The 16,163-nt window shown below is 68.9% G+C and carries 9 protein-coding genes; 3 read left to right on the forward strand and 6 right to left on the reverse strand.

All coding sequences use genetic code 11. The features are described from left to right. Window positions 1-72 precede the first annotated feature (72 nt). Window positions 73-1,245, forward strand: a complete 1,173-nt coding sequence (locus tag B9C99_RS11935; protein WP_088897975.1) for an alkane 1-monooxygenase — start codon at window positions 73-75, stop codon at window positions 1,243-1,245. Window positions 1,246-1,502: 257 nt separating this feature from the next. Beyond that, complete coding sequence (locus tag B9C99_RS11940) at window positions 1,503-2,474, forward strand: hypothetical protein (protein WP_088897976.1); 972 nt, start codon at window positions 1,503-1,505, stop codon at window positions 2,472-2,474. A 63-nt stretch (window positions 2,475-2,537) separates the two neighbouring features. Here the strand turns inward: B9C99_RS11940 and B9C99_RS11945 are convergent, their stop codons facing one another. Continuing rightward, the gene (locus B9C99_RS11945; RefSeq protein ID WP_088897977.1) at window positions 2,538-5,714 is read right to left on the reverse strand and encodes a (Fe-S)-binding protein; all 3,177 of its coding nucleotides are present in this window, start codon (window positions 5,712-5,714) and stop codon (window positions 2,538-2,540) included. Between the two features lie 434 nt (window positions 5,715-6,148). Here B9C99_RS11945 and B9C99_RS11950 point away from each other — a divergent pair, with 434 nt between their 5' ends. Beyond that, window positions 6,149-6,847 carry a hypothetical protein gene (locus B9C99_RS11950; RefSeq protein WP_039585596.1) on the forward strand — a complete coding sequence of 233 codons (699 nt, stop codon included), beginning with the start codon at window positions 6,149-6,151 and terminating at the stop codon, window positions 6,845-6,847. A 332-nt stretch (window positions 6,848-7,179) separates the two neighbouring features. Here B9C99_RS11950 and B9C99_RS11955 read toward each other — a convergent pair whose 3' ends face one another. From B9C99_RS11955 to B9C99_RS11975, 5 genes are all read right to left on the reverse strand, one after another. Continuing rightward, entirely contained in the window at window positions 7,180-8,487 is a 1,308-nt protein-coding gene (locus B9C99_RS11955; protein ID WP_088897978.1) for a S1 family peptidase, read from the reverse strand. 167 nt (window positions 8,488-8,654) lie between these two features. Next, complete coding sequence (locus tag B9C99_RS11960) at window positions 8,655-9,986, reverse strand: S1 family peptidase (RefSeq protein ID WP_085469142.1); 1,332 nt, start codon at window positions 9,984-9,986, stop codon at window positions 8,655-8,657. Between the two features lie 138 nt (window positions 9,987-10,124). Next, window positions 10,125-11,726, reverse strand: coding sequence for a hypothetical protein (locus B9C99_RS11965; RefSeq protein WP_253250054.1), 1,602 nt, complete (start codon window positions 11,724-11,726; stop codon window positions 10,125-10,127). Next, window positions 11,717-14,194 carry a LuxR C-terminal-related transcriptional regulator gene (locus B9C99_RS11970; protein WP_088897980.1) on the reverse strand — a complete coding sequence of 826 codons (2,478 nt, stop codon included), beginning with the start codon at window positions 14,192-14,194 and terminating at the stop codon, window positions 11,717-11,719. The genes B9C99_RS11965 and B9C99_RS11970 overlap by 10 nt, the downstream gene beginning before the upstream one ends. 8 nt (window positions 14,195-14,202) lie before the next feature. Then, window positions 14,203-16,023: an Hsp70 family protein gene (locus B9C99_RS11975; RefSeq protein ID WP_253250055.1), complete on the reverse strand. Its 1,821-nt coding sequence runs from the start codon at window positions 16,021-16,023 to the stop codon at window positions 14,203-14,205. Window positions 16,024-16,163 lie beyond the last annotated feature (140 nt).

Consider the following 16,163-nt stretch of genomic DNA (forward strand, 5'->3'; position numbering starts at 1 on the left):
GTAACAGTTTGTTTTCTCCGGTACGGGGGGATTCGTACCGGACGGTTTTTCCTTCCTGGGGGATTGGTGTTTGTGGATTCGGCGACTCCTCGCAGCGCGACGCACGATCGATGGACCGACCCCAAGAAGCGCCTCTGGCTGTACGGACTCGTCATCCCCCTGAGCCCGTTCATCGCCTACTTCCTCGTCGAATACCTGCACCTCGGCGTCTTCTGGGCCACCGGTGCACTGGTCATCGCCGTCGTCTGCCCGCTGGTCGACGCGTTCGCGAGACTGGACACGAGCAATCCGCCCGAGAGCATGATGCGGACGCTCGAGAACGACCGGTACTACCGCTACTGCACCTATCTCTATCTCCCGCTGCAATATGCGGGCCTGGCCTTCGGATGCTGGATGTGGGTGTCGCAGCCCATGGGCGGCGCCGAACGATTCGCGATGGCCGCCACGCTCGGCATCGTCGGCGGTGTGGGCATCAACGCGGCACACGAACTCGGGCACAAGCGCACCACCATCGAGCGGCGTCTCGCGAAGATCGCCCTCGCCCAGTCGTTCTACGGCCACTTCTACGTCGAACACAATCGTGGACACCACGCGCGCGTCGCCACCCCGGAGGACCCCGCCACCGCTCGCATGGGCGAGAGCTACTGGCGTTTCCTGCCCCGCTCGGTGTTCGGCAGCCTCCGCTCCGCGATCCGCTACGAGAAGGGCCGGCTCGAACGTCGCGGCATGTCGTTCTGGAACGTGCGGCACAACGACATCCTCAACGCGTGGGCGCTGAGCGTCGTTCTCTACGCCGTGCTCATCGCGGTGTTCGGCTGGTCGATCGCCCCGTGGCTCGTCGTCCAGGCCGTCATGGCGATCATGTTCCTCGAAGGTGCCAACTATCTCGAGCACTACGGGCTGCTGCGCGAGAAGCGCCCGGACGGCAGCTACGAACGGGTGCAACCCCAGCACAGCTGGAACAGCAACCACGTGTGCTCCAACCTGTTCCTCTACAACCTGCAGCGGCACAGCGATCACCACGCCAATCCGCTGCGCCGCTACCAGACCCTGCGCTCGATGCCGCAGGCGCCGCAGCTGCCCGCCGGCTACGCGGTATTGATCATCCTGGCTCTGTTCCCGCCCCTGTGGCGGCGGATAATGGACCCGCGACTGCTCGAGCACTACGGGCACGATGTGTCGCGAATCAATATTCAGCCTGAGAAACGAACGGCGATTCAGGCACGATACGGCGGGGGAAACTAGGCGCCGGATCGCTCCGACCACCGACGCATGGCGACGCGCCTCGACGAACTGGGCATACCGCCATCATCGACATCCACGACGACGGCACCCACAACTGGGGCTACCGGCAGGACGACCCGCACAACTCGTGGCCCGTCCTCGGCCCCGCGATCGACGCCTCCTGACGAGTTCTCCACAGGCGGTCGGTTCATCCACAGATCCGGCCGATCGGCCGTTCTGCCGGTAGTTCGCCGTTCGGCTCGAGCGACGCTCGACGCATGCGCGACGACGTCCTCATCCATCGCAGCGACGCCCAGGCATCGGGCCGCACTCCGGGCGAGATCCGCGGTCTGGTCAGGAGCGGTCACTGGGTACGGCTCGCATCGGGTGTCTTCGTTCCCCGCGAGACGTACGAGGCAACCGACGACTTCGGCCGGCACGCATTTCGCGCACGGGCGATGCTGCAGGTCTCGTCACCCGACGCTGCGCTCAGCCACGTCTCCGCAGCCGTACTCCACGGACTGCGCCCGTGGAGGATCGCTCTGGACGACGTCCACCTCACCTACAACCGACGCAGCGGCGGCAAACGAACGCCGGGACGAGTGATGCACACGGCGCGACTCGACGAAGCCGAAGTAGTGGACAGATGCGGAGCCCGCGTACTGGAGGTCGCGCGGACCGTTGTCGATATCGCAGCAACCGAGCCGTTCGAAGAGTCGGTAGTGCTCGGTGACCGCGCGTTGCGGCACGGACTGACCGACATCGCATTGCTGCGGAGTGCGCTGGAGCGGATGGGAGCTCATCCGGGACGTGCGCGTGCTTCCCGAGCGGTGGGAAGGATGGACGACCGTAGCGACAGCGTCGGAGAGTCGCGCAGTCGCATCCTGATGCTCGACGAACGTCTGCCGGTCCCGCTCGCACAGGTCGATGTGCTCGACGCTGCCGATCGTTGGCTCGCGCGGGTCGACTTCCTGTGGCCCGAGCACGGTGTCATCGGTGAGTTCGACGGTCGTATCAAGTACCGACGCGACGGTGTCGCCACCAGGGATGCGGAGGACGTCGTCTATCAGGAGAAGCTGCGCGAGGACCGGCTGCGCCAGGCAGGGTGGGTGGTCGTGCGGTGGACATGGGACGACCTGGAGACCCCGGGCGCGCTCGCGTCGAAGATCCGTGCGGCCATGGAGTTGGCGCGGCGGGGGAGTGGTCCGGTTGGGCGGTACGTCGTACGAAGGCTCACAACGCAGAAGTGAGGCTCACAACCCCAGTGGTTGACCACCACGGTTGTGAGCCTCACTTCTCGGTTATTTACCCGATTACTTGCGACCCGGCGGCTTGATGCCACTCTTGATCTGCAGTCCGCCCGGCTTTGCCTGCGGCGGCGCCGGCGCCTCGGCCTCCGGCTTCGCCGGGGCCTCGGGCTCCGGTGCCGACTCGGGCTCGGGTTCCGGCGTCGGCTCAGCCTTCGCCGGAGCGGCAGGCGCAGCCTTCTTCGGACCCGGTCCCTTCAGACCGCTCTTGAGCTGCAGTCCGCCCGGCTTCGCCTTCGGGATCGCCGACTCCTTCGGCTGCTCCGCAGGCGCTTCCGCAGCGGGAGCCTCCGCCGTGGGAGCCTCTGCAGCAGGTGCTTCCTCGGCAGGAGCCGCGGGAGCAGAGTTCGCTGCCGGAGCCGCCTTCTTCGCGCCGGGGCCCTTCAGGCCACTCTTGAGCTGGAGGCCACCCGGCTTCGCCTTCGGCACCGCGGGTGCCTCGGCTGCGGGAGCTTCCGACGACGACTCGGCAGGGGCAGCAGCAGGTGCGGCCGGCTTCGCAGCACCAGGGGCCTTCGCACCCGGAGCCTTGAGGCCGCCCTTCATCTGCAGGCCGCCCGGCTTGGCCTTCGGCGCTGCCGGTGCCTCGGCTGCAGGAGCAGCAGAAGCCTCGGACGACGCGGCAGGTGCAGCCGGAGCCGCAGCCTTCTTCGCGCCCGGACCCTTCAGACCGCCCTTCATCTGCAGGCCGCCCGGCTTCGCCTTCGGGGCTGCCGGAGCCTCGGCTGCCTCAGCTGCGGGAGCCTTCGCGCCACCGGGAGCCTTCGGTCCGCCCGGAGCCTTGAGGCCGCCCTTCATCTGCAGGCCGCCGGCCTTCGGGGCACCGGTGGTCTTCGGAGCAGCCGGCGCTGCCGCTGCCACCTCGACCTCCTCGACGCGCTCCTTCTCGACCTCTTCCGCGGTCTCCTCGACCTCGACCGGAGTCTTCGGCTGCTGGACGACCTTGAGGTTGTCGCTGAGCTTCGCGGCCTCGACGCGAGAGATCGACTCGAGCATGAGTTGCGCGACGTCGATGACCTCGACGCCCTCGCCCTTGCCCTCTTCCTGACGCGCCGTCACACCGTCGGTGAGCATGACACGGCAGAACGGGCAGCCCGTCGCGATCTTGGCGGGATTCGTGGTGAGCGCCTCATCGACACGGTCGATGTTGATGCGCTTACCGATCTTCTCCTCCATCCACATGCGGGCACCACCGGCACCACAGCACATGGACCGCTCGCCGTGACGCGGCATCTCGACGAGTTTCGCGCCCGACGCCGCCATCAGTTCACGCGGAGCGTTGTAGACCTTGTTGTGCCGTCCGAGGAAGCACGGGTCGTGGTAGGTCACGTCCTGGCCGACGGCCTTGACCTGGACCAGCTTCTTCGCCCGCACGAGACGGTTGAGCAGCTGCGTGTGGTGGACGACCTCGTAGCTGCCACCCACCTGCGGGTACTCGTTGTTCAGCGCGTTGAAGCAGTGCGCACAGGTCACGACGATCTTGCGCTTGCTCTGCTCGACGCCCTCGAACACACCGTTGAGGACCTCGATGTTCTGCTGCGCCAGCTGCTGGAACAGGAACTCGTTGCCCGCGCGGCGAGCGGAGTCGCCGGTGCAGGTCTCCTCGGCGCCGAGGACCATGAACTTCACGCCGGCGGTCGCGAGGAGCTCGGCGACGGCCTTCGTGGTCTTCTTGGCGCGGTCCTCGTAGGCACCGGCACAGCCGACCCAGAAGAGGTACTCGTAGCCGTCGAAGCTCTCGGCATCCTGGCCGAAGACCGGGATGTCGAACTCCATCTCGTTGATCCAGTTGAGACGGTCCTTGGCGTTCTGGCCCCAGGGGTTGCCCTTGTTCTCGAGGTTCTTGAACAGACCCGCGAGCTCGGACGGGAAGTCCGACTCGATGAGCACCTGGTAGCGACGCATGTCGATGATGTGGTCGACGTGCTCGATGTCCACCGGGCACTGCTCGACGCACGCACCACAGTTGGTGCACGACCACAGGGTCTCCGTGTCGATGACGGGAGCGAGCTCGCCGCCCTCGACCAGCGCTTCGGTCTCGCCGACGAGCTTGCGGCCCGACTCCTCGCGAGCCGACGCCGGGATCTTCGCCAGCTTGGCCTCGTCCGGGTTGCCCTCGGCGTCGACCAGGCCCACCTCGTCGCCACCGAGATCGGTGCGACCACCGGCGAGCAGGTAGGGAGCCTTGGCGTAACCGTGGTCGCGCAGCGACGTGATGAGCAGCTTCGGCGACAGCGGCTTACCGGTGTTCCAGGCGGGGCACTGCGACTGGCAACGACCGCACTCGGTGCAGGTCGTGAAGTCCAGCCAGCCCTTCCACGTGAAGTCCTCGATGCGGCCGGCACCGAAGGTGTCCTTGTCCGGATCGGCGTCTTCCATGTCGACGGGCTTGCCGCCGGACATCATCTGACGCGCCGCACCGAGGGCGGGACCGCCGTCGTCCTCACGCTTGAAGTAGATGTTGAAGAAGGCCGAGAAGCGGTGCCATGCGACACCCCACGTGATGTTGCGGCCGACGATGTAGAGCCACACCATGCCCGACATGAGCTTGATGAACGCGAAGACCGACACGAGTTCGGGGCTCTCCGGAAGGATCCGGGCGACCTGCATCGTGAAGAAGTCGGTGTAGGCGTTGTGGTGGTGGTAGGTGGCGATCTTGCCGGCCTTCACCAGGATCATGCCCAGGCCCTCGAGCAGCACGACCGCTTCGACGAAGTAGGCGGCCTTGAAGTTCGAGCCGCTGAAGCGCGACATCCGACCGGGCTGACGTGGATGATTGCGCTGGCGGATGTAGATCAGCGTCAGGATGCCGATCACCGTGCCGAGGCCGAGGATCTCGTCGATGAAGTGATAGACGACGGTGTCACCGATGAGGGGCCAGTGGAAGCTCGGGTCGAACGTCTGGCCGTAGGCCTCGAACCAGACGATCGCGCCGAGCATGAAGCCGACCATCACCAGCCAGTGCGCCCAGCCGACGGTCCGGAACTTGACCATCTTCGTGTGCGCGAGGAATTCGACGACCATCTGCTTGAAGCGCGGGAAGAACGGCCGCCAGCGGTCCGGGGCCGGCTGGCCGACCCGGATCGTGTTGACCATCTTCAATGCACCGCTGATGAACGCGAACCAACACACGAGGCTCAGCAGCACGCCGATCGTGCCCAACGTAATCGTCAGGGCATTCATACGTGGCCTTTCGTGTCGGGGGCGGCGTCGTGCCGCCTGGTATGAGTCACCGCATCGTAACGCAAGCTAAGTTACCCACCGGTAACTTGGTCTGAACTGGAGTTACCCGCCAGTAGCAAAATCTGCGTCGAATCGGAGACCGTGTGCCCGGACACGCTAGAGGTCAAACGCGATACCGCCGTCGCGCAGGATGTCCTAACTCGCCCGAAACGAGGCGTGTGTCACACGGGGGTCACGACACGCTCTACCGGCCACGATGCGGTGTCCATTCGGGCAAAGGGGTATAACGCTCCGGATGTGATGTCGGTTATGATTTGCCCGGTACGTGGGGTTCGCACGTGGGATGTACACGTCGGGGGACGTAGAACTCCAGGTCGATACAGCAGAATGGGGGCGTCTTAACAGGCGTGCGCCATGTCACAGAACGGAAAAAGATGAAGCTGAAGAAGCTTGCCGCTGTGGCGACGATGACGATCGCCGCCATGGGCATCACCGCCGGAACTTCGTACGCCGCTCCGGCCGCAGCCGACGAAGACGCGATCAACTACGAGGTCCGGCCCGAGGGTGAGTCCGTCGTGACCGTCATCGACGCAGGTTCCTTCCAGGTCTCCGGAGACGGAAAGAGCGTCGAACTGCAGGACGACGAGGGCGACACCGTCCTCAGCCTGCCGCTCGCCATCCAGCTCGGCGATCTGCAGCTGCCCTTCGAGCGTGAGGTGAGCGAGGACGGCAAGACTCTCACGCTGACCCCCGTCACCGACCTGTCCAAGGCGACCCCGGTCGCACCTGAGGACAAGGTCGGACCGTCGCTCACCCCGGTGGCGCTGAAGCTCACCGATGTCGCATCGCCCGAAGAGAACCTGAAGTCGCAGCAGAACTTCGTGTCGCAGTTGGGCATGGCCACCGCTATCGGCACTGTCGCGGGCGCGATCATCGGTTGCATCGTCGGAGCGATTCCCGGAACGATCGTGCCGGGCGCAGGGACCATCCTCGGCTGTGGTGCCGGTGCGGGCGTCGGTGGCACCATCGGCGCGTTCACGGCTGGCGGCCCGACGGCTGTCATCGCGGGTATCGCGGTGGTCCAGGATCTGCTGGCTGCTCCGGGAACCACGCAGTGGGCCGAAGATAAGTAAGCAGTAGTACGAAACGGCCCCGTCGCCCTGCAGGGTGACGGGGCCGTTTCGTATGCAGATCAACCGGCCAGGAAAAGCCTGATCAGATTCCACAGCACCTGCTGATCCGTGAGCAGCACCGCAATACTGCCCACGATCGATGATCCCAGCACTTCGATCTCCCTCTGTCCCTGCGGTCCACTCGTCCGGTCCGACCGATCGGGCGAGCCTATCCGATTCGATCTTGGCGCCCGAACGACGCTCCGAGAAGAGCGCAATCTGCGGAGATGAGACGAAACGAGGCCCGGCCTCCGCGGTGCGGAAGCCGGGCCTCGTCGTCGTGTGGACTCGCGCTACCAGGTGCGGACCTTCAGGCCCGGGTTCTCGGCCAGGACCGTCTTGATCGGCGTGGCGAACAGTTCAGGGCTCTCACCGAGCAGGCCGCTGACGAACCCGGCGATCTCGCACATGCCGTACTGGCCGACGTTCGAGGCGCTGGAGATGCCGAGGGCGAGAGTGCCGGTGACGAGGGTGCCACCGCTGTCGCCCTGCAGGGCACACAGGTTGGTGGAGAAGCCGTTCTCGAGCACGCGGTGGCCGATCTCGACGTTCTGATTGGCGGCCGTCACGACGCCGCAGCTGTAGCCGGTGCGCAGGCCCGACTTGCAGACCGGAGCGCCGACGACGGGATCCGCGACACCCGTGATGGGCAGCGGAGCGGCGAACGGAACGCGCACGCCGTTGTTCTCGAAGCGACCCGCGGCATCGGAGGTGGGGCGGATCAGCGCGTAGTCGCTGCCGTCGAGCACCGTCTTCTCGAACGAGCCGAGATGCTGGCCGAGGTTGTCGCCGATGAGCTGGTGGACCTGGGAGGCCCACCGAGTGCCGGCCTGCGCGCGGTTGGGGTCGCAGTGACCGGCGGTGATGTTCACGGGCTGTCCGCTGCCGTCCTCACCGTTGAAGCCGAGCGAGCAGCGCAGGCCCTCGCCGGCGCCGAGCGCGGCGTAGGCGTCGCCACCGAAGAGAGCGTCGGGGGCGTCGAGGCCACCGGCGATGGGCTGCAGGTCGGTCGCGCCCTCCGGCGTCAGCTCGGCAGGAGCGAACAGCACACGCACCCCGTCGAGGAAGTCGGGGAGCTCGACACCGGACACGTTGTCGGTACGCACGACGACGTCGTTGTTCACCACGTCGATGGCGATGCCGCGGATGACGTCGGCGACGGCGGGCGGCTGGGTCTCGAGCCAGTCGCCCAGTGCGCCGAGCTGATCTTCGAGAGCGTCCTCGCTGCGCTCGGTCTCGGCGACGGTGAATCCGGCATCCTCGGCGGCCTTGCGGGCTTCCTCGAAGCCGTCGCCCTCGGTGAGGCCGACGGTGGCGGTGCCCTGGTCGTCCAGCCACACACCGGCGAAGACGGCTTCGAACTGCTCCCGTGCCTTCTCGGCGAACGCGGCGAGATCCTGGCTGCGCTGCGCATCGGCGAGGAAGCGCTCGGCATCGATGTTCAGGTCGCGCTGCAACGCCTCGACGAGCTCGGCCGGCAGAGACGATGTCTGCGCGGGTTCGGTCTCGGGTTCGGCCTGCGCGATGGCAACGGCAGGACCGAGGAGCAGCAGTGCGGCCGAACCGATGACGGCCGTCCGACGTGCGAAGGTGCGTCGCATGGATACCTTTCTCGTTCCTTCACGCATGCACGCGCGAAGGCGCCGTTCCCCCGCGGATCGGCGTCCGTCCGATCCTAAGGGGTGAGCGAGGAAGTACATAGGTACTTCTCGGTTACGGATGAGACTCGTGTGACTGTTGTGACGAACGGACCGGACGGTTCCGGCCTTTATGCCGGGTTCGCCGCAGTACGGACTCGGGTGCCGGTGGCGTTCTCGATCTCCTGGATCGGAATGCCGAGGCTGGAGGTACCACCGTTGGGCGCGAGCACCAGGTTCGCCTCGACGCAGTTCGGTGCGCCGGCGCTGTTCGATCCGCTGATCACGCCGAGGGCGAGGGTGCCGGTGACGATCGCGCCACCGCTGTCACCCGCGAGGGTGCAGGCGGAGGTCGCGAAGCCGCGGATGGTGCTCGAGAAGCCCGAGTCGTAGGTCAGCTGGGTCTCGATGCGATCGGCGACGACGAGGCCGCACGTGAACGACGAGGATTGGCCCGACTTGCAGACGGGCGCGCCGACGACCGGAACGGCCGTGCCGGTGACCGTGAGGGTCGAGCCGTTGCCGCCGCGGACCGACGGGCGGTCGAGGCCCGCCTCGACGCCGGCCTCGTCGAGCGAGACGATGCCGTAGTCGAGGGTGCTGTCGGTGCCCACCGTGGACTCGGTGAACTTGCCGATCCGCACGCTCTCGTCGATGTTCGCGCGGTTGGGCAGGTAGACCGTCGAACCACCGTCGGCACGGGCGACCGCGTCGCAGTGACCGGCGGTGAGGTTGACGGCGTTACCGTCGGCGTCGACACCGTTGAAGCCGAACGAACAGATGCCGATGCGCTCGATGGGCGTGGCGCGGACGTCGCCGTCGGCGGTGATGTAGGTGTCGCCACCCATCGGGGCCGGATCGTTCGGCGGCATGCCCGGCGACAGCTGGACCTGCACGTTCGCCACCAGCGACGGCAGGTTCAGCGCGCGCCCGATCGGCGAGTTCACGATGTCGAGGACGATCTGGTTGTTGAGCACATCGATCGACGCGGAGTTGATCTGCGACGACACCTCGCGCGGGAGCCCCGCCACCCAGCGGTTCAGCTCGGCGAGGGCCTGCTCGAGTCCGTCGGCCGAGACCGGCGCGACCGTGGCGTGGAAGCCGTCCTGCGCAGCGCGCTCGGCGGCCTCGCGGTTCGTGACGGCGATGACCGGCTTGCCGTCCTCGCCGAGCCAGGCACCGGCGAACTCGGAGGGGTGCTCGGAACGGAAGTCGCGAGCGTAGTCGCCGAGCTCCTGCGCGCGTGCGGCCCGGTCGAGATACTCCTCGGGGGACAGACCCAGGTCACGCTGGATCGCCTCGACGAGTTCGGCGGGAAGTTCAGCGGAAGGCAACTGTTCGGCGGGCGCGGCACTCGCTGTGGCGCTCAAGGGCACTGCCAGCAGAACCGCGGAAGCCGCTGCGACTGCGACGCGGCGGGTGGTGGAACGGACTGCGGCGCGCGACGCCGACGAGAGACGCATGGAGGCCTTTCATGTGTGCTCGATGTGCTCTTGAACAGGTGCTTCGTGGATTCGGCGAGCCGACCCGCGGGACAGCCTACGGGACGACCCGGCGACCGCCGATAGTGCCGTAGGTCACCACCCGGATACCCGAGCTGTCTAGTTGCCGGTCTCAGTCTCTGTCGTTTCCGGAATGTCCGTCGAGGGCGGTTCCTCAGAAGGGTCGGGATCGGTCGGGACGGTCGTCGACTGGGTCGTCGTGGTGGTGGTGGTGCTGCCACCGCTCCCGCCACTGCCGCCGCTACCGCGTCCGCCACCCGAGGAATCATCGGGCTGGTTCCGCCGCGACCAGCCGGTGCTCGACGTGGTCGAGGACGTGTCGGACGTGCTCGAGGTGGTCGAGCCGGGCGACGACGAAGAAGTAGAGGACTGCTCGCTCGTGCCGGTGATGGGGTCGACCCAGGTCTGCTCCACGACGGGCGGGGCGACAGGCACCGTCTCCTCGGCGACGGCCGGTTCGGTCGACTCCTCGGTGGTGGTCTCCTCGGTGCTGCGGGGAGCCGGCGCGGGCCGCGCCTTGGAGGTCGTGGTGGTGGCGGGTGCAGTCGGGGTCTCGGCGACCTGCGTGCCCGCGGTGGCCATCGGAGAGTCCCGCAGACCGAACACCAACGCGCCGACGCCCACGAGCAGCGCGATCGCGGCCGCCGCCGCGATGGCCGTGACCTTCGACGAGCGACCCGAGGACTTCTCGTCGGCGGCTTCTCCGGCTGCGACGGCGGCGACCGTCGCCTTCGACGTGTTCGCCGCGGGCTTCGCGGCGGCAGCGGGCGTGGCACCCGGAGGGGGAGTCGCCGTGATCTTCGAGATCACCGCGGTGATCTCCGGGTCGAGTTCGCTGCGTCGCGGTTCGGCGAGCTTGGCGGTGGGCAGGATCTGCGTCGAGCCGAGGAGGTCGACCGAGCCGGCGGCCGCCGCGAGAGCGGCGCCACGCACCATCGTCTGGTGCGGCTCGGGCGCCAGGGCGCACCGCACGCCGAGTCCGGTCTTCACCGACTGTGCGACGAGCTGCGCCGCGCTCGGGTCGACCGCTTCGTCGATCGTGACGACGATGGCGTCGAGGTTGCTCACGAGCCAGCCGAACGCGCCGAGCGCCGACGAGAGCTGCGCGGCGACCGACGGAGCGTCGTCCTCGGGGAATCGGAAGGCCTTACCCGCCGCGACTCCCGAGCGCACGAGCGTGACGGTCGAGCCCTGCGGGTCGATGTGATAGACCGCGACGAGTCGCCCGGTCTGGTGCGCGACCTGCGATTCGAACCATGCCGCGGCGGCCTCGGCGTCGGAGACGAGCGAGACGTGACGCAACCCGACGTAGTCGAGGGCGTTGCGCAGGACCGCAACCGTCGAACTCGGCCAGTCGGTGGGGTACGTCGCCACTGCGGTGTACGGGGTGTCGCCGATGAGAGAGGCTGCGTCGGCGAGGAGGCATTCCATGGCCGTGGCGACGAGGTCTTCGGCGCGGGAGAGCGAACCGTCGTTGGCGCGGACACCACCGGAGTGGCCGAGACGATCGACGAAGCCGGTGAAGGAACTGGTGTGCCCGTCGACGATGTCGTGGTCGCCCAGTGTCGCGGTGCCGTCGGAATGCAGGTGGACGGCGGTGAACCGCTCGATCGGTGCGGGGTCCGGCCGTCCCGGCGTCGGTGAGGTGACCGCAACCGACGACACGGTGGTCCCCACCCTCAGGCCTACGCCTACGGACATGCCGGCTTGCCTCCATTCCGGTCGGAGTGTGTGTGACGGGGTACATCTGCGCCGTGCCCCATGGCCCGGAGCAGTGACAGGAGCTCCGAGCGGGAACCGGCACCGAGTCGGCGCCGGATACGGGCGACATGATGTTCCACGGTCTTCGCGGAAATGTACAGGTGGTTTCCTACCTCTCGGTAGGTGAGGCCCGAAACCACCAGGTCGGCCACCTGCGCCTCGCGCTCGGACAGCGCACCCGGCTTCTCCCGTGCGCCGAGGGGGGATTCGTCCGGATCACCGGGGGGAGTGTCGGGGGCGATGTCCATCGGTGCGCGACCGGCTGGACCGTCCTGCCGGATCGTCCGCGCGACCTGCAGTAATCCGGTGGCGACGGTGGTGTCGTCCGTCCGCAGCGCTGCTTCTCCGGCGAGCTTCGCGCCGTCCCACGGGAGACCGACGGACGCGAGGGACTCGGCCGCCTCGCGGATGCGCACCGCGTCGACCTCACCGCGCAGCACCGAGAGCCATGCGTGCCCGGCCCGCGCGAGCACCGCGGCGTAGGCGGTGGTCTCCGCGGCCAGGGCGAGGGCGCGGGCGTGCGGGACGAGGTCGGCCGGACGGTCCGCGGCGATCGCGGCCTGCACCCCGTACCAGTGCAGCGCCGCACCCCACAGCGGTGGCTCGCCGAGGGTCGTGAGCAGCGCGCGGGCAGCGGCGACGAGATGCGCGACCCGCGCGGACTCTCCGAGTCGGACGGCGGCCAGCCACAGTTCCCCCAGGGGCAGCAGCCCGAACAGGTCGACGGAATACTCCGCCACCACCGACTGCGCGGCCTGCCACCGCACCGTCAACGCTCCGAGGTCGGCGTTGCGTCGCGCCAACCCGACCTGCAGGGCGTGGAAGAAGAGGAGGTCGCGCTGCCCGGTCACCTCGGGAGCGACGGCCTCGGCGGTGGCCGCGGCGGCTGCGAGATCACCGCCGAGCATCTCGGTCCACGCCACCAGGATGCGATTGCGCACGGTCGGCGTCTCCGGACGGTCGAGGATCGCGCGTGCGTGCCGGAGTTCGCCCGAGTGCAGACACAGCAATGCTGCGACGGCGTCGACCGTGTCGGGCCAGGCGCGCAGCGACCCGTCGGAGCCGAGGCTCGTCAGGGCGCGGGCGAGACGGTTCATCGCGATCCGGCCGTCGCCGCCGACGGATTCGCGCAGGCCCTCCTCGAGCAGTCGCGCGGCGGAGGCCGAGGAGGTCGGCGCACCCGATGTGGCGGCACTGCGGAGATGTTCTGCGGCCGAGGGTCGTCCGGCGGCGAGCAGCACGGTCGCGGCGAGGGGCGCGTCCGTACCGACCCGTTCGGGACCGAGCCATTCGAACAGGTCGGCACTGCGGTCGAGCATGCCGCGATGCGCGGCGATGCTCGCGGAGATCCGGGTGGCGGCGCGCACGTCGTCGACGTCCGCAGTGTCGGCGCGGTCGAGCAACCGGTCGGTGATCTGTTCGGCTCGCTCGAGATCCCCTGCCGCGAAGGCGACTTCGGCTCGTCGCACCGCAAGGGTCGCGGGATCGGCTCCCGCGGGTACGGTGGCGTCGAGGAGTTCGGCGGCTTCGCGCGGTGGCGCGTCGGCCGCGAAGGCGACGAGCCGATCGGCGAGGTGCGGGTCGGTGAGACCGATCGTCGCGAGACCGCGGGCGAGCTGCGGCGTCAGCGTTCCGGCATCGATGCGGGTCGCGAGGAGACGACGCGCGACGGCGAACAGGTTGTGCCTTCCCAGGACCGCGGCGGGCACACCGCTCGCCCCGGTGGTGAGGCTCGCGGCATCCGTGCCGAGCAGGCCGCTCGCACGGGCCGCATCGACGAGGTCGAGGGCACGCTCGACAGGGATGTCGAGTACGGCGGCGAGTTCGCCGGGATCGAGCGCGGCACCGAGATCGACGAGCGCCAGGGCTACGGTGAGATCGAGATCCGCGAGGAGCTGCCGGCGAATCGCCTCCTCGACGGCCCGCCGGGCATCGCTCTCCGTCCGCACGGCCTCGAGGGCGGTGTCGACGAGATGCGGTACGCCGCCCGTGAGGCGGTGCAGGGCACGGACCTGGGGCGGTGCGAGCCGGAGCTCGAACGACGCCGCGCGACCGGCAATTTCGCGAGGCGTCCACGAACCCAGTTCCACCACGGTCCCGTGTCCCACGAATGCTGCTGTCAGCGAACGCATCTCGGCTCGGTGCGGTCGGGCTTCGGTGGCCACGACGATCCCCGTCGGTGCATCCCGGATGTGGTCGACGAGCTCCTGCAGTTCCGCGGCGGTCATGCGGTGTGCGTCGTCGACGATGCGGGCATCGGCGAAATCGGTTCGGAGCGAAGCGAGTATTGCGGACTTCCCGGTTCCGGTGCCGCCGACGAGCAGCAGTCGCGGGGAAGCGGCCGCGGTCAGGGCACGCGCGACCTCCCGGGGGACCGGACGTCGCGGAGGGGCGGGAGCGGACGTCATCGGATCGGTCAGCGCCCGGTTCCGAGCAGTCCGCCGACGACCTGCCCCGTGCCGTCGAGGACACCACCGACCACGTTGCCGGTGCCGTCGAGCACCCGGCCGACGCCGTTGCCGACACCTTCGACGACTGCGCCCGCACCCTGGCCTGCGCCCGACAGTGCGTCGCCGACGCCGCTGCCACCCGGGCTCGGCGCGGTCGGTTGCGGGGCCGGCTGAGGAGCGGGCGCCGGGGCCGGGGCGGGAGCGGGTTGCGGTGCCGGCTGGGGTGCCTGCGTGGTCTCCCCGGGTGTCGCCGGCGCGGGTGCGGTCGGGTCCGGTGCAGGTACAGCGCCGGTGGGTGCGGCACCGGAAGCGGGCGTCGCGCCGGCCGGGACAGCGGTCACGGTGCCGTCCGGACCTTGCACCCGGACCGGGACGACGGTTCCCGACTCGGACGGCTGCGCGCCGGTCGTGCCGGGGACGGTCGTACCGGGGACGCTCTCGGTGGTCGTCGGGTTCCCGGCCACGACTTCGCTCGACGGACGTACCTCCGAACCGGGCGTCTCGGCCTCCGACGACAGGGTGCCGATCGCCAGTCCGCCACCGGCGAGGACGACGACGGCAGCGACAGCGGCACCCACCAGCGTGAACGAACGGGCACGGGCGCGTGCGGGGGTGCCGGTCGCGGTGTCGACGACCGCCGGCCGGTGCGCGGCAGCGACCGGCTGCGCCTCCGCGGCGGACACCACCGGCAGCGCGACGGTCTCGGGCTCGTCGTCGACGGCAGGTGCAGGAGGCGTCACCGGGGCAGCCACAGTTGCGGCACCTGCCTCGGCCGCGGCGAGCGCGGCTCCGTGCGCTGCGGTGAAGGCCGGTCGCGCCGACGAGACGATCGGCAGACCCAGTTCCGACGAAATCAGTTCGGTGACGAGCGGGGTGGACGAGCCACCACCGATCAGCAGCACGCGTCCGATGTCCGAACGGTCGAGCCCGGCCCCGCGGATCGCGTCCTGCACCACGGCGAGCGACGCCTCGAGCGGTTCCCGGGCGAGTTCCTCGAACTCGCTGCGCACCAGACGCAGGTCGCGGTGCAGGCCGGGCAGCGCGACCGGCACCACCGTCTCGGTGTCGCTGGACAGTGCTTCCTTCGCCGCGCGGCACCGCGTACGGAAGTCGGCGAGCGCCGCGACGGTCGCGGAATCGAACGGATCGAGGCCGGCCGCGTCCTCACCGAGCGTCCCCAGCAGGTAAGTGGTGACGAGGTGGTCGAGGTGGTCGCCGGAGACGTCGTCGCTGCTCAGCGGTCGGCCCAGCAGCGTCGGATGGGCGCCGCCCTGCACGACGGCGACGTCGAGGCTGCGCGCACCGAGGTCGTAGACCACCGTCACGTCGTCGCCCAGCGGCCCGTGGGTGGCGTCGAGCCAGCGCACCGCCGCGATGGGTTCGGGGATCGTCCGTGCGGTCACGCCGGCACGGACGAGTGCCGCCTCCAGGGCCTCGACGGTGTGCGCCGACCACGCGGCGGGATGCGCCAGCATCGTCGGCACATCGGAGGCACCCGTGCGGTACTGCAGGCAGGCCACGGTCGACGCGACGAGATCCTCACCGAGGTAGGTGGAGCCGTCGTCGGCGAGGATGCCGACCGGATCGCCCACCCGGGCCGCATAACCGGAGAACACCTGCGTGCCGGGGATCGGGGCACCGGCGCCGAGGACGGGGGCCCCGCCCGCGGGGAGGTGGAGTTCGGTGGGGATCGACGCAACGCTGGGATCGCCGGATCGGGGCTGGTCGAGCACGGTGAGGGCCACCGAGTTGGCCGCCCCGATCGTGACGCCGAGTCCTGAATACATGCACGCTCCCGGGTTCTGGGCGGACATCGGTCCGCGTTCTCGTTCCATCGTTCGGTCTCGATGAACCTGTCGTTCCCACCCCGTGACCCGTTAGCTCCCACACCGCCCACCTGCCCGATCGTGGGGACGATCCCCTAACG

The organism is Rhodococcus sp. BUPNP1, assembly GCF_002215235.1.
GTDB lineage: Bacteria > Actinomycetota > Actinomycetes > Mycobacteriales > Mycobacteriaceae > Rhodococcus.

Bases quoted from the DNA above. Each gene is read 5' to 3' on its own strand.
- B9C99_RS11940 (WP_088897976.1), top strand. From the start codon at position 1,503: ATGCGCGACGACGTCCTCATCCATCGCAGCGACGCCCAGGCATCGGGC.
- B9C99_RS11945 (WP_088897977.1), bottom strand. From the start codon at position 5,714: ATGAATGCCCTGACGATTACGTTGGGCACGATCGGCGTGCTGCTGAGC.
- B9C99_RS11950 (WP_039585596.1), top strand. From the start codon at position 6,149: ATGAAGCTGAAGAAGCTTGCCGCTGTGGCGACGATGACGATCGCCGCC.
- B9C99_RS11955 (WP_088897978.1), bottom strand. From the start codon at position 8,487: ATGCGACGCACCTTCGCACGTCGGACGGCCGTCATCGGTTCGGCCGCA.
- B9C99_RS11960 (WP_085469142.1), bottom strand. From the start codon at position 9,986: ATGCGTCTCTCGTCGGCGTCGCGCGCCGCAGTCCGTTCCACCACCCGC.
- B9C99_RS11965 (WP_253250054.1), bottom strand. From the start codon at position 11,726: ATGTCCGTAGGCGTAGGCCTGAGGGTGGGGACCACCGTGTCGTCGGTT.
- B9C99_RS11970 (WP_088897980.1), bottom strand. From the start codon at position 14,194: ATGACGTCCGCTCCCGCCCCTCCGCGACGTCCGGTCCCCCGGGAGGTC.
- B9C99_RS11975 (WP_253250055.1), bottom strand. From the start codon at position 16,023: ATGTATTCAGGACTCGGCGTCACGATCGGGGCGGCCAACTCGGTGGCC.